We start from the raw sequence: 18,666 nt of genomic DNA on the forward strand, positions 1-18,666 counted from the left end.
GGGTCAGCGGTCGACGAGGGTCGTGTCGAAGTAGTACCGCGACGCGCGGTACACGTGCGACCCGTACTCGACCACCTTGCCGGAGTCGTCGAACGCCGTCCGGTGCATGGTGAGCAGCGGCGCCTTCGGCTTCTCGTCCAGCAGGTGCGCCTCGTCGCGATCGGCCGCCTTCGCCCCGATGCGCTGACGAGCGAGGCGGATGTGGACTCCCTTGGTGCGAAGCGACTGGTACAGGCCGTGCGCTTCGAGCTCGGCGGGCTCCGGCGCCACGTCGACGGGCATGTAGTTGATCATCAGCGCGAGCGGTTCACCCTTGGTCAGTCGCAGACGCCGCACGGTGACCACCTCGGACTCCGGCCCGATGTTGAGCTCGCGCGCCACGTCCTCGGTGGGCAGCCCGACCGAGTACTCGAGCAACTTCGTCGTCGGGTCCTGGCCGGCGCGCGCCAGGTCGTCGAAGAGGCTGGTGAGCTCCACCGGTCGATGCACCGGGCTCTGCACCACCTGTGTGCCGACGCCACGCTTGCGCACCAGCAGCCCCTTGTCCACCAGTTCCTGGATGGCCCGACGCGTGGTCGGCCTCGACAGGTTCAGGCGCTTCGCGAGGGCGAGCTCGTTCTCGAAGCGGTCACCCGGGGCCAGACTGCCGCCGAGGATCGCGCCCTCGATGGCCTGCGCGAGTTGGTAGTAGAGCGGAACGGGACTCGACCTGTCGAGCTCCACGGCGAGCGGTTGACTCACGTACCAGCTCCGATCCGAAACTAGGCGGGTGTGCGGGCGGGCTGCCCGAGAACAGAGTGTAAGTGACCGTGCGCAATATGACGGCAAGTTAGAATGTCAGGACAAACTATTGACAGGTTGGTGTGGCGCGGAGCACAGTGATACCGGCCCCCACGCACACGCCCCGAGTATCGATGGAGCAGACCTTGACCACAGTGAACAACACCGGCCCCACCGGTGATGCACGTTTCGACGTGCTCGCCATCGGACGCAGCGGAGTCGACATCTATCCCCTGCAGGTCGGTGTGGGCCTCGAGGACGTCGAGACGTTCGGCAAGTTCCTCGGTGGCAGCGCCGCCAACGTCACCGTCGCCGCCGCGCGACTCGGGCGCCGCACCGCGCTGATCTCCGGCGCGGGCGACGATCCGTTCGGCCGCTTCGTGCGCGCCGAGCTCGCCCGCCTCGGCGTCGACAACCGCTACGTCGTGGTCGACGGCCAGTACGCCACCCCGGTCACGTTCTGCGAGATCTTCCCGCCGGACGACTTCCCGCTGTACTTCTACCGCAAGCCCACCGCGCCGGACCTGCAGGTGCGTCCTGAGGACATCGACACCGGAGCCGTCCGGAGCGCCGCTCTGTACTGGTCGACGGTCACCGGTCTGTCCGAGGAGCCCTCGCGCAGTGCACACTTCACCGCCTGGGAGGCGCGTGGACGCGCTCCGCTGACGGTGCTCGACCTCGACTACCGGCCCATGTTCTGGGAGAGCCCCGCCGCCGCGACCGAGCAGGTCCAGCGCGCACTGCGACACGTCACGGTGGCCGTCGGCAACCGCGAGGAGTGCGAGGTCGCCGTCGGCGAGACCGAGCCGGACCGGGCCGCCGACGCGCTGCTCGACATGGGGGTGGAACTGGCGATCGTCAAGCAGGGCCCCAAGGGCGTACTGGGCAAGACGCGCACCGAGCGCGTGGAGGTGCCACCGAACTTCGTCGACGTCGTCAACGGACTCGGTGCCGGCGACAGCTTCGGTGGATCGCTGTGCCACGGACTGCTGTCCGGCTGGCCACTCGAGAAGATCCTCCGCCACGCCAACGCGGCCGGCGCCATCGTCGCGTCGCGCCTCGAATGCTCCACCGCCATGCCCACCGCCGACGAGGTCGCCGCCCTCGCCGAGTCCGCGGTCACCGCACCGGGTTCCGATCTCGCCGATTCCGAGGAAGCACATGTCTGAGACCATCACCGCGACCTGCACCACGTACGCCGACGTCACCGAGATCCGGGCGCACGACCCGGGCGCGATCGACCGCGCCTGGGCCTCTCGCGTCACCCGTGAGACGGTGCGCGGAGACGGGCGGCTCATGATCGTGGCCGCCGATCACCCCGCCCGCGGTGCCCTGTCGGTCGGCTCGAACCCGACGGCCATGAACAGTCGCACCGAACTGCTCGACCGACTGCGTACCGCGCTGGCCGACCCGGGAGTCGACGGTGTCCTCGCGACGTCCGAGATTCTCGACGACCTCGTCCTGCTCGGCGCCCTCGATGACAAGGTCGTCATCTCCTCGATGAACCGCGGCGGACTCGCCGGCGCGTCGTTCGAGCTCGACGACCGGATGACCGGCGCGACCGCGGCGTCCACCGCGAAGGCGCGGATGAACGGCGCCAAGATGCTGACCCGCATCGACCTCGACGATCCCGGCACGCTCGGCACCCTCACCGCCTGCGCGCAGGCCATCGACGAACTCGCGGCCGAGGGCCTCATGGCCATGGTCGAGCCGTTCCTGTCGTCGCGCCGCGACGGCAAGGTGGTCAACGATCTGCGTGCCGACGCCGTCATCAAGTCCATCCACATCGCCCAGGGCCTCGGCGCCTCGTCGGCGTACACCTGGATGAAGCTGCCCGTGGTCGACGAGATGGAGCGCGTCATGGACGCCACCACGCTCCCGACGCTGCTCCTCGGCGGCGACCCGCAGACCGCGCCCGACGAGACCTTCGCCAGTTGGGCACGCGCACTGAAGATCCCCGCCGTCCGCGGCCTCATCGTGGGCCGCACACTGCTCTACCCGAAGGACGGCGACGTCGCCACCGCGGTGGCGACCGCAGTCGACATGGTGCGGGGCGGGGCGGACGAGTGAACAGCGAGTTCTACATTCCCGCCGTCCCCGGCGCCGGAGTCACCGTCACCCCGGAGAGCGCGGGATGGACCGAGTCCAGTCTGCGCACAGTGCTTCTCGCACCCGGCGAGTCCGTCGATCTCACCTCCGACGACGACGAGATCATGGTGGTCCCTCTGCAGGGATCCGCGACCGTCACGTGCGGCGAGGAGTCGTTCGCACTGACGGGGCGCGCGTCGGTCTTCGACGGGCCCTCCGACTTCGCGTACGTCGGCCGTGACAGCAGCTACACCCTGCGCAGCGAGCAGGGTGGACGTTTCGCGCTGTGCGGCGCACGCGCCTCGCGGGCCCTGCCGTTCCGGTACGTTCCCGCCGCCGACGTCGCCGTCGAACTGCGCGGCGCGGGCAACTGCAGCCGTCAGGTGCACAACTTCGGCACCGCCGACACCTTCGAGGCCGACTCGCTCATCGCGTGCGAGGTCATCACCCCCGGCGGCAACTGGTCGTCCTACCCCGGCCACAAGCACGACGAGGAGACCGAGACCGAATCGGCACTCGAGGAGATCTACTACTTCGAGATCGACAGTGGCCGTGACGGTTCCGCCGGTTTCGGGTACCACCGCGTGTACGGCACACCCGAGCGTCCCATCGAGGTGCTCGAAGAGGTGCGCACGGGTGACGTCGTCCTGGTCCCGCACGGGTATCACGGGCCGTCCGTCGCGGCGCCCGGCTACCACATGTACTACCTCAACGTCATGGCCGGACCGGGCAGCGAGCGCGCCTGGAAGATCGTCGACGATCCCGACCACACCTGGATCCGCAGCACGTGGGACGGCCAGGACGTCGATCCACGCCTCCCCCTCACCCCCCGACCTCCGCTGGACTCAGCGCACCGTGGAAAAGGAGCCTGACGATGGTGTCCACCGCACCGATGTCACAGAGCAAGACCGAGAACGCCGAGCCGATGGTGCACCTCACGGTGTCCCAGGCCATCGTCCGCTTCCTCGCCAACCAGTACGTCGAGCGTGACGGGGTCCGGACAAAGTTCTTCGCGGGCTGCTTCGGCATCTTCGGCCACGGCAACGTCGCCGGTCTCGGACAGGCGTTGCTGCAGGCCGAGATCGACGCCGTCGAGGCGGGCACCGAGCCGGAGCTCCCCTACGTCCTCGGCCGCAACGAGCAGGCCATGGTGCACAGCGCCGTCGGCTTCGCTCGCCAGAAGGACCGTCTCCAGACCTGGGCCGTCAGCGCCAGTGTCGGACCGGGCTCGACCAACATGCTCACCGGCGCGGCGTTGGCCACCATCAACCGGTTGCCCGTCCTGCTTCTCCCGGCGGACACCTTCGCCACCCGCGCCTCCTCGCCGGTGCTGCAGGAGCTCGAGCTCCCGTCCAGCGGCGACGTCACCGTCAACGACGCGTTCAAGCCGCTCTCGCGCTACTTCGATCGAGTGTGGCGCGCCGAGCAACTGCCCGCGGCTCTGCTCGGCGCCATGCGCGTCCTCACCGACCCGGTGGAGACCGGCGCCGCCACGGTCGCCGTCCCGCAGGACGTCCAGGCCGAGGCACACGACTGGCCCGAGTCGTTCTTCGCGCCGCGCACCTGGCACGTCGCCCGCCCGCTGCCCGAGCGGTCCGTCGTCGCCCGCGCCGCCGAGATCATCCGCTCGGCGAAGGCGCCGCTGATCGTCGCCGGCGGCGGCGTCATCTACTCCGGTGCCACCGAGGCGCTCGCGTCGTTCGCGGAGAAGACCGGAATCCCCGTCGGCCAGAGCCAGGCAGGCAAGGGCTCCCTCGTGTACGACCACCCGCAGTCGGTCGGAGCGATCGGGTCCACCGGCACCACGGCCGCCAACGCCCTCGCGACCGAGGCCGACGTGGTCATCGGGATCGGCACGCGCTACAGCGATTTCACCAGCGCGTCGCGCACGGCCTTCTCCAACCCCGACGTGCGGTTCGTCAACATCAACGTCGCGTCCATCGACTCGGTCAAGCAGGGCGGTCTCTCCGTGGTCGCCGACGCCCGCGAGGCGCTCGAGGCACTGACCGACGCGCTCGCGGACCACGAGGTGAGCGCCGAGTACCGTGCGCGCGCCACCGAACTCGCCGCCGAGTGGGATCGCACGGTCGCCTCGGTCTACGCCGTGGACGACGACAACCTCGGCATGAACCAGAACCAGGTCATCGGTCTCACCAACTCGCTGTCCGACCCACGCGACATCGTCGTGTGCGCCGCCGGCTCGATGCCCGGAGACCTCCACAAGCTCTGGCGCACACGCGATGCCAAGGGCTACCACGTCGAGTACGGGTTCTCCTGCATGGGCTACGAGGTGGCCGGCGGCATCGGCGTCAAGATGGCGGCACCGGATCGCGACGTCTTCGTCATGGTCGGCGACGGCAGCTACCTCATGATGGCCACCGAGCTGGTCACCGCGGTCCAGGAGGGCGTGAAGGTCATCCTGGTGCTGGTGCAGAACCACGGCTTCGCCTCCATCGGATCACTGTCGGAGTCGCTCGGCTCCCAGCGCTTCGGCACCGCGTACCGCTATCGGTCCGAGTCCGGTCGACTCGACGGCGGTGTGCTGCCCGTCGATCTGGCGGCCAACGCCCAGAGTCTCGGCGCCGACGTCATCCGCGTGAACACCGCCGGCGAGTTCGCCGACGCCGTCAAGGTGGCCAAGGCGGCGGACCGCTGCACGGTCATCCACGTCGAGACCGATCCGCTGATCGCCGCTCCGGACAGCGAGTCCTGGTGGGACGTCCCGGTCAGCGCCACCTCGACGCTCGAGAGCACGCAGACGGCGTACGAGACGTACGAGGCGTGGAAGAAGGTCCAGCGGCCGTACCTCCGGCCGTCCGCCGACTGACTTCTCGATCCGGACACACCCGGTCACCCGGGGCGGCGTGCGCGAGCGCGCCGCCTAGGGTGACCGGTGATGAACATTCACGACCGCACCGGACGCGGCCGACGGACAGCCGCGGCGATCGCGACGGCGGTCGTGCTCGTGGGTACGCCGGCACTCCTTCCGAGTCTCGCCGGGGCGCAGCCCGCACCGCCTCCGACGTCCACTCCGTTCCGGACGCCCGACACCGACGCCTGTCCCCACCGTGACGTGCCACCACCGGCCATCGACGCGTCCGAGGTCCCCGCTCCCGGCGACGCGGAACCGCAGCCCGTACCCGTCCCGGCCGAGACGGTCGGCGGCGAGGAACTGGCGGCGTGCGGTGTGATCACCGCTGCCGGTGCGCCCGCTCTTCCCGCAGACATCTCGGCGGCGGGATGGGTGCTCACCGATCTCGACTCCGGCGCGGTGATCGCGGCGAAGGATCCGCACGGCCGGTACCGGCCGGCGAGCACGATCAAGGTCCTGCTGGCGCTCGTCGCGCTCGACGAGCTCGATCTCGATCGCACCGTGGTGGCCACCGCGGAGGACGCGGCCGCCGAGGGCAGCGCGGTGGGCATCGGTACCGGCGGCGTGTACTCGGTGCGCCAGCTGATGCAGGGGCTGGTGATGGCGTCGGGCAACGATGCCGCGCACGCCCTCGCCGTCCAGCTCGGCGGCGTCGACACCGCCGTGGAGAAGATGAACGCGAAGGCCCGTGAGCTCGGTGCCCTGGACACGCGCACGGCGTCGCCGTCGGGTCTCGACGGACCGGGCATGGCCTGCTCACCCTACGATCTGGCGCTCATCTTCCGGGCCGCGATGGACGATCCGACCTTCGCCGAACTCGTTGCCACCGAATCGGTTCCGTTCCCGGGCTATCCCAAGGACGCGTCGAAGCCGGACAACCCCTCACGGCCCGACATGCCCGGCGTGCCGGTGAACCCCGATCTGCCGCTCAACGAGGACCGGCCGGGCTTCACCCTTGCCAGCGACAATGCGCTGCTGTTCAACTACCCGGATGCACTGGGCGGCAAGAACGGCTACACCGACGACGCACGCCAGACCTTCGTCGGCGCGGCCGAACGCGGTGGCCGCCGGTTGGCCGTGTCGCTCATGAATGCCGACGTGCTGCCCATCCGGCCCTGGGAGCAGGCCGCCCGCCTGCTCGACTACGGCTTCACGCAGCCTGCCGATACGGTGGTGGGCACCTTGGTGACCGGGAGCCCGGACGCGGCGGCGGCGCCGACCTCGTCGACCCCCGCCTCGACCGCGCCGACCGATCGGCGGACCGAGGCGAGCAGTGGCGGCGCCTATGCCGGAGTGGACGACGAGAGCGAGGTGGCGATCAGGGTCGGTGCGGGAGTTCTGGGTCTGATCGTCGTGATCGGGCTCCTCCTGTGGGCACGCACGCTGCACCGCAGACGGTCCTGACCACGCTGCACGTCAGCGTCGGCGCCGGCCGCGCCATCCGCCCAGGCCGAGCACGGTGAGCACGCCGGCGCCGACGAGAGCTGCCGCACCGGCGGGTGAGACCCCTTCGCGGACCACCACCTGCGGTGCGATCACCGCACTGTCGGGCACGGCGGGTGCCGCGAGGGACAGGTTCTCCGTGGCCGTCGCCGCCCACGCCGTCGAGAACAAGAGGAAGCGTGACGTCGTGAAGGCGAACACGAGGATGCCGATGATCGGTCCGAACGTGGCACCGGCCGGACCGGACGTGACGCTCTCGAGGTAGACCGCGCCGACCTGCTTGAAGATCTCGAACACCACGGCCGCCAACAGCGCGGCGCGTGCCGCGCTGCGCACGGTCACGGGCTCACGGGGCAGCCGGGCGATGACCCACACGAACAGTGCCCACGTCGCGGCGATGGCCAGGGCGAACGACGCGATCTGCACGGCGACGCCGACACCGGGAACATCGTCCAGATCGACGGCCTTCAGGAGTGCGGGGACCACCGACCCGCTGGCCACCGCCGACAGGCCGAGCGAGATCACCAGGGCCAGACCCAGACCGAGCAACGCTCCGAGATCCTTGGCCTTGGTGGCCAGGAAGCTGCCCGCCTCGTGCGGCGTCTCCCACATCGCGGTGAGCGCCTCCCGCAGATTGGCCGTCCATCCGAGGCCTGCGTAGAGCGCACCCAGGAGACCGATGATGCCCACGCTGGTGCGCGACTCGATGGCACTCGAGACCAGTTCGTTGATGGTGCCCGCGAAACTCCCGGGAACGTTCTCGGCGATCTGGGACTGCAGTTCCGTCAACAGGTCCGGCCGGGAGGCCAGAACGAAGCCCACCACGGCGAACGCGACCATCAGCAGCGGGAAGAGGGCCAGAACGCTGAAGTAGGTGATACCCGCGGCGTAGTAGTCGCCCTTCTGCTGCTGGTACACCGAGCCGGCCCGCGCGAGGTGATCGAACCACGGCCACCGCCGTCGACGTTCCTCGATGATCGCCGCGAAGTCCGGCATGGCGCTCAGCCTTTCGGTGGAAGGAATCCGACCCTGTCGTACACCTGTGCCAACGTCCTGGACGCGATCGAGCGTGCGTGCTCGGCCCCGTCCCGAAGAATCCGGTCGAGTTCGGCCGGGTCGTTCATGTACTCCGTGAACGCCGTGCGCACCGGGGCGGAGAACGCCGACACCGCATCCGCGGTGTCGCTCTTGAGATCACCGTATCCCTTTCCGACGTATCCCTCGACGAGCGTCGCGACGGGCGTGCCGGTGAGGGCGGACTGGATGGTGAGCAGATTGCTGACACCGGGCTTCTCCGCCGTGTCGTAGCGGATCTCACGCTCGTTGTCGGTGACCGCCGAGCGAATCTTCTTGGCCGACACGGCGGGGTCGTCCAGGATGTCGATCCGGCCCGACACGCCGGAGCCGGACTTGCTCATCTTCGCCGTCGGCTCCTGCAGGTCGTAGATCTTCGCGATACCGGTGACGATGTGCGCCTCCGGCACGACGAACGTCTTCTTGTAGCGCGAGTTGAAGCGTTGGGCGAGATCGCGGGTCAGCTCGAGGTGCTGGCGCTGGTCCTCCCCCACGGGCACTCGCTGCGGGCGGTAGAGCAGGATGTCCGCGGCCTGCAGCACGGGGTAGGTGAACAGGCCCACACTCGCCTGATCGCTGCCCTGGCGTGCCGACTTGTCCTTGAACTGCGTCATGCGGCCGGCCTCGCCGAATCCGGTGATGCAGTTGAGAACCCATGCGAGTTGGGCATGTTCGGGTACATGGGACTGCACGAACAGCGTGGAGCGCGCGGGGTCGATGCCGACGGCCAGCAACTGCGCTGCGGCGCGGCGAGTCCGGGCGCGCAACTCCTTCGGATCCTGCGGCACCGTGATGGCGTGCAGGTCCGGAATGAAGTAGAAGGCGTCGTACTCGTCCTGCAGTTCGACCCATTGCCGCACCGCGCCCAGGTAGTTGCCCAGGTGGAAGGAATCCGCCGTGGGCTGGATGCCGGAGAGCACTCGGTGCCGAGGTGCGACTCCTGCGCTGTCGGTCGCGGTGTCGGTCGTCATGATCTACAGATTCAATCACCTCTGGTCGTAGGGTCTGCGCCATGACCACTGACAGGACGTCCGACACCGCCGTGACCATCGGCTCGGCGCCGGGGATCGAGGTGGAGGTGCTGCCGTACGGTGCGACCCTGCTGCGCCTGACCGTCACGGGCGGGGACGGTGTGCGCCGCGACGTGTCGGTCGGCGTCGCCGGCGAAGCCGAGTTGCGCGCGGGCACGGACTACCTCGGGGCGACCGTGGGGCGCTACGCCAATCGCATCGCGCACGGGCGATTCGACCTCGACGGTGAGCGGGTGGAGGTGTCGCGCAACGACGGCGACAACCACCTGCACGGCGGAGTCGACGGCTTCGACTCCCGCACCTGGACGGTGGAGCGGGTCACCGCTGACGAGGTGGAACTGTCCCTGGTGAGTCCCGACGGCGACCAGGGCTACCCCGGCGAGGTGCGGGCACGCGCCGTCTACTCGGTCCAGGGAGACACGATGCGCATCGAGTACCTCGCGCAGACCTCACGTACGACAGTGGTGAACCTGACCAGCCATGCCTACATCGATCTCGACGGACACGGTGTCGACGACCTCGAACTGCAGGTGGACGCGGCCTCGTTCGTGCCCGTGGACTCCGCGGGAATTCCCACGAACGGTGTCGTCCCGGTCGACGGCACGGCACTCGACCTGCGGCTCCCGCGCCGCATCGGCGACGTCGTCCGGTCCGACGATCCTCATGTGGCGGCCACGCGAGGGGTGGACCACAACTTCGTCCTCGACGGACCCGAGGACGGCGGGGAGTTGCGCCGCGCCGCGCGTGTCACGTCGCATCGCAGCGACACGACGCTCGAGGTGTGGACGAATCGGCCCGGGCTGCAGGTCTACACCGGCAACTTCCTCGACGGCATCACCGTGTCCCGACGCGGTACCGCGCTGTGTCAGGGCGACGGACTCGCGCTCGAGCCCCAGTTCTTCCCCGACAGCCCGAACCGGCCGGCGTTCCCGTCGGCCGTCCTGCGCCCGGGCGAGACGTCTCGCTGCGTGATCGAGTACAGGTTCGCCGCACGATAGTCGGCCCACCTCCAGCCTTCCCGCGGTGTGGTCGTCCGGCCCTCCCGCGTCACGACCGCCACATGATGCCATTGATGTGAGCGTTCACATCTCGTTTCGGCAATGTTCGCGAACCTCTTGACGCAGACGAATGTTAACGCTCACACTCTGTGTCACGCGTCACACGGAGTGATGCCTACAGAGGAGACCACGATGACGTCGAAGAGAGTCGTTGCAGCGAGCACGTTCCTGGTGAGCAGTGCGCTGATCCTGAGTGCCTGCGGCGGCGGAGGCGACTCCGCGAGCGGCGGAGGCGGGACCGTCCTGGGTTTCTCGCAGGTCGGAGCCGAGAGCGGCTGGCGCACCGCCAACACCACGTCGATCCAGGGCGCGGCGAGCGAGGCCGGAATCGATCTCAAGTTCTCCGACGCACAGCAGAAGCAGGAGAACCAGATCAAGGCCATCCGCACCTACATCCAGCAGAAGGTGGACGTGATCGCCTTCAGCCCGGTCGTCGAGACAGGCTGGGAGCCGGTGCTGCAGGAAGCGAAGCGCGCGAACATCCCCGTGATCCTCACCGACCGCTCGGTCGACACGACGGACGAGTCGCTGTACGCCACGTTCCTCGGATCCGACTTCGTCGCCGAGGGCGTCAAGGCCGGCGACTGGCTCGTCGAGAACAGCGCGACGTCGGACGTCAACGCCGACGGACGCATCAACGTGGTCGAGCTCGAGGGCACGACGGGTGCCGCACCGGCCATCGATCGCGCCGAGGGCTTCCGCGAGGCCATCGCCGCACAACCGACCATCGCCATCTCCAAGTCCCAGACCGGTGACTTCACCCGCGACGGCGGCAAGCAGGTCATGGAGTCGTTCCTGAACTCCGACAAGGCCATCGACGTGGTCTACGCCCACAACGACGACATGGGCCTCGGCGCCATCGAGGCCATCGAGGCGGCCGGCCTCGTCCCCGGCAAGGACATCAAGATCATCACCGTCGACGCGGTCAAGGACGGCATGCAGGCGCTGGCCGACGGCAAGATCGACTACATCGTCGAGTGCAACCCGCTGCTCGGACCGCAACTGATGGACCTGACGAAGAAGGTCGTCGCCGGCGACGAGGTACCCAAGCGCGTGGTCACCGAGGAGACCACCTTCACCCGCGAGCAGGCCGCCTCCGTGCTCGCCGACCGCCAGTACTGACATGAGCACCGAGATGATCGTCCCCCCGCCGACCACGACGGCGACGGAACCGATCGTGGAGATGACGGACATCTCCATCACCTTCGGCGCCGTCCGTGCCCTCGACGGCGTCTCCCTGCGGCTCTACCCGGGCGAGGTCCACTCGCTGATGGGCGAGAACGGTGCCGGCAAGTCGACGTTGATCAAGGCGCTCACCGGCGTCTACCCGATCGACAGCGGCACCGTCACCGTCGACGGGACCGTGCACGAGTTCGCGAGTCCGGCGGCCGCTCAGGCCGCCGGCATCAGCACGGTGTACCAGGAGGTCAACCTCCTGCCCAACCTCACCGTGGCCGAGAACATGCTGCTCGGGCGCGAGCCGCGGCGGCTCGACCGACTGCTCGGCAGCACCGGCGGCGCGGTGCGCACCGTTCTCGACGCCGTGGGCGGTATCGACACCCGGGCGATGAACCGCCGCGCACGTGCGACGCTCGATCGACTGGGCCTCGCGGTCGATCCCGCGTCGGTGCTCGGCGATCACCCCATCGCCGTGCAGCAGTTGATCGCGATCGCTCGTGCGGTGGACGTCGACGCCCGCGTGCTCATCCTCGACGAGCCCACCTCCAGCCTCGACAAGGACGAGGTGGAGACCCTGTACGGGGTCATCGAGCGGCTGCGGGACGCGGGTACGGCCGTCGTCTTCGTCTCCCACTTCCTCGACCAGGTCTATCGCATCTCGGATCGCATGACGATCCTGCGCAACGGACGCCTGGTGGAGGAGCGGTCGGTGGCGGACACCCCGCAACTGACCCTGGTGGAACTGATGATCGGCCGGGAGCTCGACACCCTGCGCGAGTTGGACGACCGCGAGCCCACGGTGGTCGATCCCACCACCGAACCCGTCATGGAGGTGCTCGGCCTCGGCCGCAAGGGCGCCCTCGAGGCTACGGATCTCCGGCTGTACGCCGGGCAGGTCGTCGGCGTCGCGGGGCTGCTGGGATCGGGCCGCACCGAACTGGCGAGGTTGCTCGGCGGGGCGGACCGCGCAGATTCCGGCACCATCGAGATCCACTCCACCCGTCGACGTTTCCGCACACCACGCAACGCGATCGATCGACGGGTCGCGCTCACCAGCGAGGACCGCAAGGCGGACGGCGTCGTGGGCGACCTGACGGTGGCCGACAACATGATGCTCGCGCTCCAGGCCACTCGTGGGTGGATGCGCCCGATCCCCCGCGCCACCCGCACCGCCCTGGTGGAGAAGTACATCACTGCACTCGACATCCGCCCCGCGGACCCGAACGCGTTGATGCGCAACCTCTCCGGCGGCAACCAACAGAAAGTGCTGCTCGCGCGCTGGCTCGTCACGGAACCGGAGATCCTGATCCTGGACGAGCCCACCCGCGGAATCGACATCGGCGCCAAGGCGCAGATCCAGGCTCTCGTGGCAGATCTCGCCGAACGCGGGATGTCGGTCGTGTTCATCTCGGCCGAGCTCGAGGAGATCCTGCGCCTCAGCGACCGCGTCGTCGTGATGCGCGATCACCACCTGATCGACGAGCGCGTCAACCGCGGAGTCTCCGTCGACGACGTCCTCGCGACCATCGCGGCGGGAACCCGCGCAGACGACAGGAGTTCCGAGGCATGACCGACACTCTGGGAGTACGACCGACGTCGACTCCCCCGCCACGGCCGGCGTCCGACGCCCCGGCCGGTCGCCGGACCCCGGGATGGATGTCTCACCCGGTCGTCTGGCCGCTGCTCGCCCTGATCGCGCTGATCGTCGTCAACGTCGTCGCGACACCGGACTTCCTCGACATCAGGATCGAGAACGGTGGCCTGTTCGGCAACGTCGTCGACATCGCGCGGAACTCCGCACCGCTCATCCTCGTCGCGGTGGGCATGACGCTCGTGGTCGCGACCCGCGGCATCGACCTGTCGGTCGGCGCCGTCGCCGTCATCGCGGCGGCCGTGGCCTGCACCCGTATCGCGGCCGCCCCGGACGAGGGCGCCGTCACCACCGTCGTCATGGCCGTCGTGTGGGCACTGGGAGCCAGCGTGCTGCTGGGCCTGTGGAACGGACTGCTGGTGTCGGTGTTCGGGATTCAGCCGATCATCGCGACCCTGGTCCTCATGGTGGCCGGCCGCGGCCTGGCCATGCTCATCACGGACGGTCAGATCACCACCGTGCAGGACGGGGCCTTCAGCTCGCTCGCCTCGGGGATCGTCCTCGGACTCCCCGTGGCGTTGCTGATCGCGCTCGCCGTCGTCGTGGTGACCGCCCTGCTGACCCGCCGTACCGCCCTCGGCATGCTCGTCGAAGCGGTCGGCATCAATCCCGAGGCCAGTCGCCTCGCGGGAGTGAGCGCCCGCACGATCGTGTGGACGGTCTACGTCTTCGCGGCGACATGCTCCGGCATCGCCGGTCTCATCATCGCCGCCAACACCAACTCGGTGAACGCCAACAGCCTCGGTCTGTGGATCGAGCTCGACGCGATCCTCGCCGTGGTGATCGGCGGCACGGCACTCACGGGCGGACGCTTCTCGCTCGCCGGCACCGTGGTCGGTGCGCTGCTCATCGGCACCCTGACCCGCACCATCCCGAATCTCGGCATCCCCTCCGAGGCCAACTACCTCTTCAAGGCTCTGGTCGTCATCGTCGTCTGCCTCCTGCAGTCACCGCGTGCCCGAGCGTCACTGCTGGGCCTTCGACACAGGAGACCGACGACTCGAAAGGCGGCCCGGTCATGACCGATCTGCTGACACGCCCCCCGGCCACCTCCACCGCGCCGTCCCGCTGGGACCGCATCCGGCGCTATTCGCCGCCGAGCAGGTTCCTGCCGGTCATCGCCACCTTCGCCTTGCTCGTCGGCCTGTTCGGCGTCGGCGAGATGCGCTACCCCGGCTTCGCCGACCCGCAGCTGTTCCTCTCCCTGTTCGTCGACAACGCGTTCCTGATCGTCCTCGCCGTGGGCATGACCTTCGTCATCCTGACCGGCGGTATCGATCTCTCGGTCGGCTCCGTCGTGGCGCTGTCGACCATGATCGCAGCGCGCACACTGCAACTCGGCTGGTCCCCGGTCCTCGTCATCGCGGCCGTGCTGCTGTGCGGCACGCTGCTCGGCACCACGATGGGCGTGTTGGTGCACTACCTCCAGATCCAGCCGTTCGTCGCCACGCTCGCCGGCATGTTCCTCGCCCGTGGTCTCTGCTACATGATCGGCGTCGAGTCCATCCCCATCACCGACGAGACGTTCAGCTCCATCGCGTTCGCCGTGATCGAGCTCCCGGGCGGCTACACCATCACGTGGAGCGTCGTCATCGCACTCGTGACCGTCGCGGTGGCGGCCTACGTCCTCGCATGCACCCGTTTCGGCCGGTCGGTCTACGGCATCGGCGGCAACGAGGCGTCGGCCGTGCTGATGGGACTGCGTGTGGCGGCGGTGAAGGTGGGTGTCTACTCGATCAGCGGTTTCTGCGCCGCGCTCGGCGGACTCCTGTTCGCGTTCTACGCCCTGTCGGGTTACAGCCTGCACGCGGTCGGCATGGAGCTCGACGCGATCGCCGCCGTCGTCATCGGTGGGACGCTGCTCACGGGTGGCCGAGGCTACGTTCTCGGCTCGGTCGTCGGTGTCCTCATCCTCGGTGCCATCCAGACGTTCATCGCGTTCGACGGGACCCTGAGTTCGTGGTGGACCCGGATCACGGTCGGAACACTGCTGCTCGTCTTCGTCGTCGCTCAGCGTCTGACCACGGTGCCGCGGGCCCGCTTCCGTCCGAGGCGAGCATGACCACCACGACCGGCACGGACGGTCGACCTCCCGTCATGGCCGACGTCGCCCGGCTCGCCGGCGTGTCCCATCAGACGGTCTCCCGAGTCATCAACGGACAGAACAACCTTCGTCCGGAGACTCGGGAACGGGTCCAGCGTGCCATCGACCAGCTCGGGTACCGGCCCAACCGGGCCGCCCGCGCCCTGGTGACGAAGCGGTCGGCCACCATCGGCATCATCGGCTCCAAGCTCGGATTCTGGGGCCCGAGCACCACCCACCGCACCGTCCAGAGCGCCGCCCGCGAGGCCGGTTTCTCGGTCAGCGCGGTCAGTCTCACGACCCTCTCGCGCGACGAGCTCGTCGACGCGATGCACCACCTGCACGACCAGGGCGTCGAGGGCATCGTCCTCATCGCCGCGACCGACGACGCGGTGGCCGCGGCGCGCTCCGAGGAGGCGGTGGTGCCCGTCGTCGTCGTGGAGGGCGATCCGCTGACCTCGCGCTGGACGGTCGGCATCGACCAGGTCGGCGGCGCCCGCCTGGCCACCCGTCACCTCGTCGATTCCGGACATCGACGCATCGCCCACCTCGCGGGTCCGCTGGGTTGGGCCGAGGCTCGCGCGCGCGAACAGGGGTGGCGGGAGGTCCTCGACGAGGCGGGGCTGCCGTGGACCCCTCCGCTCCGTGGTGACTGGTCCGCGCGCAGTGGGTTCGAGCGCGGCTCCCGGTTGGCGGCCGATCCCGACGTCACGGCGGTGTTCTGCGCCAACGATCAGATGGCGCTGGGCCTGCTGCGTGCGTTCCACGAGCACGGCCGTCGGGTGCCGGAGGACGTGAGCGTCGTGGGCTTCGACGACATCCCCGAAGCCGCCTATCTCATCCCTCCGCTGACGACGATCCGACAGAACTTCACCGAGGTGGGCCGACGCGCCATCGAGATCCTGCGAGCGGCGATCGACGGGACCGGCGGTCCCGAGACGCAGATCGCTCCGGAACTCGTCGTGCGCGCGAGCACCACCCGAGCCACAGGAGAACAGCCATGACGACGCCCGATCACGAGACCTACACCATCGGAGTCGATTTCGGCACGCTGTCCGGACGGGCCGTCGTCGTGCGGGTCTCCGACGGTGCCGAGCTGGGTACGGCCGTGCACGAGTACCGACACGGAGTCCTGGAGTCGACGCTGCCCGGTGGCTCCGTGCGACTCGGCGACGCCTGGGCCCTTCAGGTTCCCGACGACTACCGCGACGTGCTCCGCACCGCCGTTCCCGCAGCCCTGCGCGATGCCGGTGTCCCGCCCGACCGGGTGGTCGGCATCGGGACCGACTTCACGGCGTGCACGATGGTGCCCACGCTCGCCGACGGCACCCCGCTCGACGAGGTCGCCCAGTTCGCCGATCGGCCGCACGCCTACGTGAAGCTGTGGAAACACCATGCGGCGCAGGGCCAGGCCGATCGCATCAACGCCCTCGCCGCGGAGCGCGGCGAGGCGTGGCTCCCCCGCTACGGCGGATTGATCTCGTCCGAGTGGGAGTTCGCCAAGGCGTTGCAGATCCACGAGGAGGACCCCGAGGTCTACGACGCCATGGAGCGGTGGGTCGAGGCGGCGGACTGGATCGTCTGGCAGCTGTGCGGACGCTACGTCCGCAACGCCTGCACGGCGGGTTACAAGGGCATTCTCCAGGACGGCGAGTACCCGTCGGCCGAGTTCCTCACCGCCCTGGCACCCGGGTTCGCCGCGTTCGTCACCGACAAGCTCGACCAGCCGATCGGCGAACTGGGTTCTCGTGCAGGATCTCTGACCGCCGAGGCGGCCGCGTGGACCGGACTGCCCGAGGGAATCGCCGTGGCCGTCGGCAACGTCGACGCGCACGTCACGGCGCCGGCGGCCCGCGCCGTGGAACCCGGGCGCATGGTGGCGATCATGGGCACCTCCACCTGTCACGTCATGAGCGCCGACGTACTGCGGGAGGTTCCGGGGATGTGCGGCGTCGTCGACGGCGGCATCGTCGCGGGGTCCTACGGGTACGAGGCCGGGCAGTCCGGAGTCGGCGACATCTTCGGATGGTTCACGCGCACCGGGGTTCCTGCCGACTACCGCGACGCCGCCGCCGAGGCCGGCGAGTCGGTCCACGAGTACCTGACCCGGCTGGCGTCCGAGCAGGAGGTCGGCGAACACGGGTTGGTGGCCCTCGACTGGCACAGCGGCAACCGATCCGTCCTGGTCGACCACCGACTGTCGGGACTGTTGCTGGGTACGACTCTCGCCACCAGGCCCGAGGACATCTATCGGGCACTGCTCGAGGCCACGGCCTTCGGCACGCGGGTCATCGTCGAGACCTTCCGCGCCAGCGGTGTTCCGGTCGAGGAGTTCGTCGTCGCCGGCGGACTGGCGAAGAACCCACTGCTGATGCAGATCTACGCCGACGTGCTGCGCATGCCGCTCTCGGTCATCGGGTCCGACCAGGGTCCGGCGCTGGGATCGGCGATCCACGCGGCAGTCGCGGCCGGCTGCTACGCCGACGTGCCCGTGGCCTCGAAGGCGATGGGCCGCGTGCACCGCGGCGCGTACCAACCCGACGAGGGCCGGTCGCAGGCCTACGACGCTCTGTTCCGCATCTACTCCGATCTTCACGACCACTTCGGACGTCAGGTGTCCACCATGCGCGACCTGCGGGCCCTCCGCGGCGACGTGCTCGACCGGAAGGCGGTTCGACGATGACCGTTCTCGACAGCGCTCGCGGCACCGTGGAGGCGGTCCGCGCCGAGGTGTGCGCGCTGCACGCCGAACTGGTGCGGTACGGACTGGTGGTGTGGACCGCCGGCAACGTGTCCGCTCGGGTCCCCGGCCACGACCTCTTCGTGATCAAGCCGAGCGGCGTCTCCTACGACGACCTCACCCCCGAGAACATGGTGCTGTGCGATCTGCACGGCACCGTGGTCGAGGGCGATCATGCCCCGTCCTCCGACACCGCGGCCCAGGCCTACGTCTACCGCCACCTCGATCACGTCGGCGCCGTGGTGCACACCCACTCCCCCTACGCGGTGGCGTGGGCCGCCCGCGGCGAGCCGATCCCGGTGGTCACCACGATGTGCGCCGACGAGTTCGGCGGCGACATCCCCGTCGGACCGTTCGCCGCGATCGGTGACGACTCGATCGGACGCGGCATCGTCGACACGCTGCGTGGCAGCAGGTCGCCCGCCGTGCTGATGCAGAACCACGGCGTCTTCGCGGTGGGCCCGACGGCGCGGTCCGCCGTCAAGGCAGCGGTGATGTGCGAGGACGTCGCACGGTCGGTGCATCTCGCACACCAGCTCGGCCGGCCTCTGCCCATCCCACCGGACGCCGTCGACGCGCTGCACGACCGCTACCAGAACGTGTACGGCCAACGCTGAACCGCCGCAGCACCACTCGCTCCTCACCCGTCTTCGCCCGCACTCGTTCC

General features: G+C 69.1%; 16 protein-coding genes. 13 read left to right on the forward strand and 3 right to left on the reverse strand.

Annotated elements, in window-relative coordinates; genetic code table 11:
* Window positions 1-3: 3 nt before the first annotated feature.
* Window positions 4-741, reverse strand: coding sequence for a GntR family transcriptional regulator (locus QE449_RS14100; RefSeq protein ID WP_027503738.1), 738 nt, complete (start codon window positions 739-741; stop codon window positions 4-6).
* A 173-nt stretch (window positions 742-914) separates the two neighbouring features.
* Here QE449_RS14100 and iolC point away from each other — a divergent pair, with 173 nt between their 5' ends.
* The 5 genes from iolC (at window position 915) to QE449_RS14125 (ending at window position 7,144) form a co-directional block, all read left to right on the forward strand.
* On the forward strand, window positions 915-1,949 hold the full coding sequence (gene iolC / locus QE449_RS14105) for a 5-dehydro-2-deoxygluconokinase (RefSeq protein ID WP_373428299.1): 1,035 nt from the start codon (window positions 915-917) through the stop codon (window positions 1,947-1,949).
* On the forward strand, window positions 1,942-2,850 hold the full coding sequence (locus QE449_RS14110; RefSeq protein ID WP_027503740.1) for a hypothetical protein: 909 nt from the start codon (window positions 1,942-1,944) through the stop codon (window positions 2,848-2,850). The genes iolC and QE449_RS14110 overlap by 8 nt, the downstream gene beginning before the upstream one ends.
* The gene (gene iolB, locus QE449_RS14115) at window positions 2,847-3,740 is read left to right on the forward strand and encodes a 5-deoxy-glucuronate isomerase (protein WP_027503741.1); all 894 of its coding nucleotides are present in this window, start codon (window positions 2,847-2,849) and stop codon (window positions 3,738-3,740) included. The genes QE449_RS14110 and iolB overlap by 4 nt, the downstream gene beginning before the upstream one ends.
* A 2-nt stretch (window positions 3,741-3,742) precedes the next feature.
* Window positions 3,743-5,695, forward strand: a complete 1,953-nt coding sequence (iolD, locus tag QE449_RS14120; RefSeq protein WP_222638737.1) for a 3D-(3,5/4)-trihydroxycyclohexane-1,2-dione acylhydrolase (decyclizing) — start codon at window positions 3,743-3,745, stop codon at window positions 5,693-5,695.
* A gap of 69 nt (window positions 5,696-5,764) precedes the next feature.
* Window positions 5,765-7,144: a D-alanyl-D-alanine carboxypeptidase family protein gene (locus tag QE449_RS14125; RefSeq protein ID WP_037183807.1), complete on the forward strand. Its 1,380-nt coding sequence runs from the start codon at window positions 5,765-5,767 to the stop codon at window positions 7,142-7,144.
* Between the two features lie 12 nt (window positions 7,145-7,156).
* On the opposite strand, the gene yhjD is transcribed toward QE449_RS14125, so the two are convergent.
* Together yhjD and trpS are read right to left on the reverse strand one after the other, a co-directional pair.
* Entirely contained in the window at window positions 7,157-8,179 is a 1,023-nt protein-coding gene (yhjD, locus tag QE449_RS14130; RefSeq protein WP_222650343.1) for an inner membrane protein YhjD, read from the reverse strand.
* A gap of 5 nt (window positions 8,180-8,184) precedes the next feature.
* Window positions 8,185-9,228 (reverse strand): tryptophan--tRNA ligase, encoded by a 1,044-nt coding sequence (gene trpS, locus QE449_RS14135; protein WP_056447663.1) that lies wholly within the window; start codon window positions 9,226-9,228, stop codon window positions 8,185-8,187.
* Between the two features lie 41 nt (window positions 9,229-9,269).
* Between trpS and QE449_RS14140 the strand changes: the two genes are divergently transcribed.
* From QE449_RS14140 to QE449_RS14175, 8 genes are all read left to right on the forward strand, one after another.
* Window positions 9,270-10,286 carry an aldose epimerase family protein gene (locus tag QE449_RS14140; RefSeq protein ID WP_307109004.1) on the forward strand — a complete coding sequence of 339 codons (1,017 nt, stop codon included), beginning with the start codon at window positions 9,270-9,272 and terminating at the stop codon, window positions 10,284-10,286.
* 192 nt (window positions 10,287-10,478) lie between these two features.
* Complete coding sequence (locus QE449_RS14145) at window positions 10,479-11,468, forward strand: ABC transporter substrate-binding protein (protein ID WP_027503747.1); 990 nt, start codon at window positions 10,479-10,481, stop codon at window positions 11,466-11,468.
* Between the two features lies 1 nt (window position 11,469).
* Complete coding sequence (locus QE449_RS14150) at window positions 11,470-13,095, forward strand: sugar ABC transporter ATP-binding protein (protein WP_307109005.1); 1,626 nt, start codon at window positions 11,470-11,472, stop codon at window positions 13,093-13,095.
* Complete coding sequence (locus QE449_RS14155) at window positions 13,092-14,198, forward strand: ABC transporter permease (RefSeq protein ID WP_285188664.1); 1,107 nt, start codon at window positions 13,092-13,094, stop codon at window positions 14,196-14,198. Before QE449_RS14150 ends, QE449_RS14155 begins: the two co-directional genes overlap by 4 nt.
* A complete protein-coding gene (gene yjfF / locus QE449_RS14160) occupies window positions 14,195-15,238 on the forward strand; it encodes a galactofuranose ABC transporter, permease protein YjfF (protein WP_037183810.1) in 1,044 nt (347 codons plus the stop codon). The genes QE449_RS14155 and yjfF overlap by 4 nt, the downstream gene beginning before the upstream one ends.
* A complete protein-coding gene (locus QE449_RS14165) occupies window positions 15,235-16,263 on the forward strand; it encodes a LacI family DNA-binding transcriptional regulator (RefSeq protein ID WP_027503751.1) in 1,029 nt (342 codons plus the stop codon). The genes yjfF and QE449_RS14165 overlap by 4 nt, the downstream gene beginning before the upstream one ends.
* A complete protein-coding gene (gene araB, locus QE449_RS14170) occupies window positions 16,260-17,942 on the forward strand; it encodes a ribulokinase (RefSeq protein WP_307109006.1) in 1,683 nt (560 codons plus the stop codon). The genes QE449_RS14165 and araB overlap by 4 nt, the downstream gene beginning before the upstream one ends.
* Window positions 17,939-18,616, forward strand: a complete 678-nt coding sequence (locus QE449_RS14175) for an L-ribulose-5-phosphate 4-epimerase (RefSeq protein ID WP_222627238.1) — start codon at window positions 17,939-17,941, stop codon at window positions 18,614-18,616. The genes araB and QE449_RS14175 overlap by 4 nt, the downstream gene beginning before the upstream one ends.
* Window positions 18,617-18,666: the final 50 nt, after the last annotated feature.

Source organism: Rhodococcus sp. SORGH_AS_0303 (genome assembly GCF_030819335.1).
Lineage (GTDB): Bacteria > Actinomycetota > Actinomycetes > Mycobacteriales > Mycobacteriaceae > Rhodococcoides.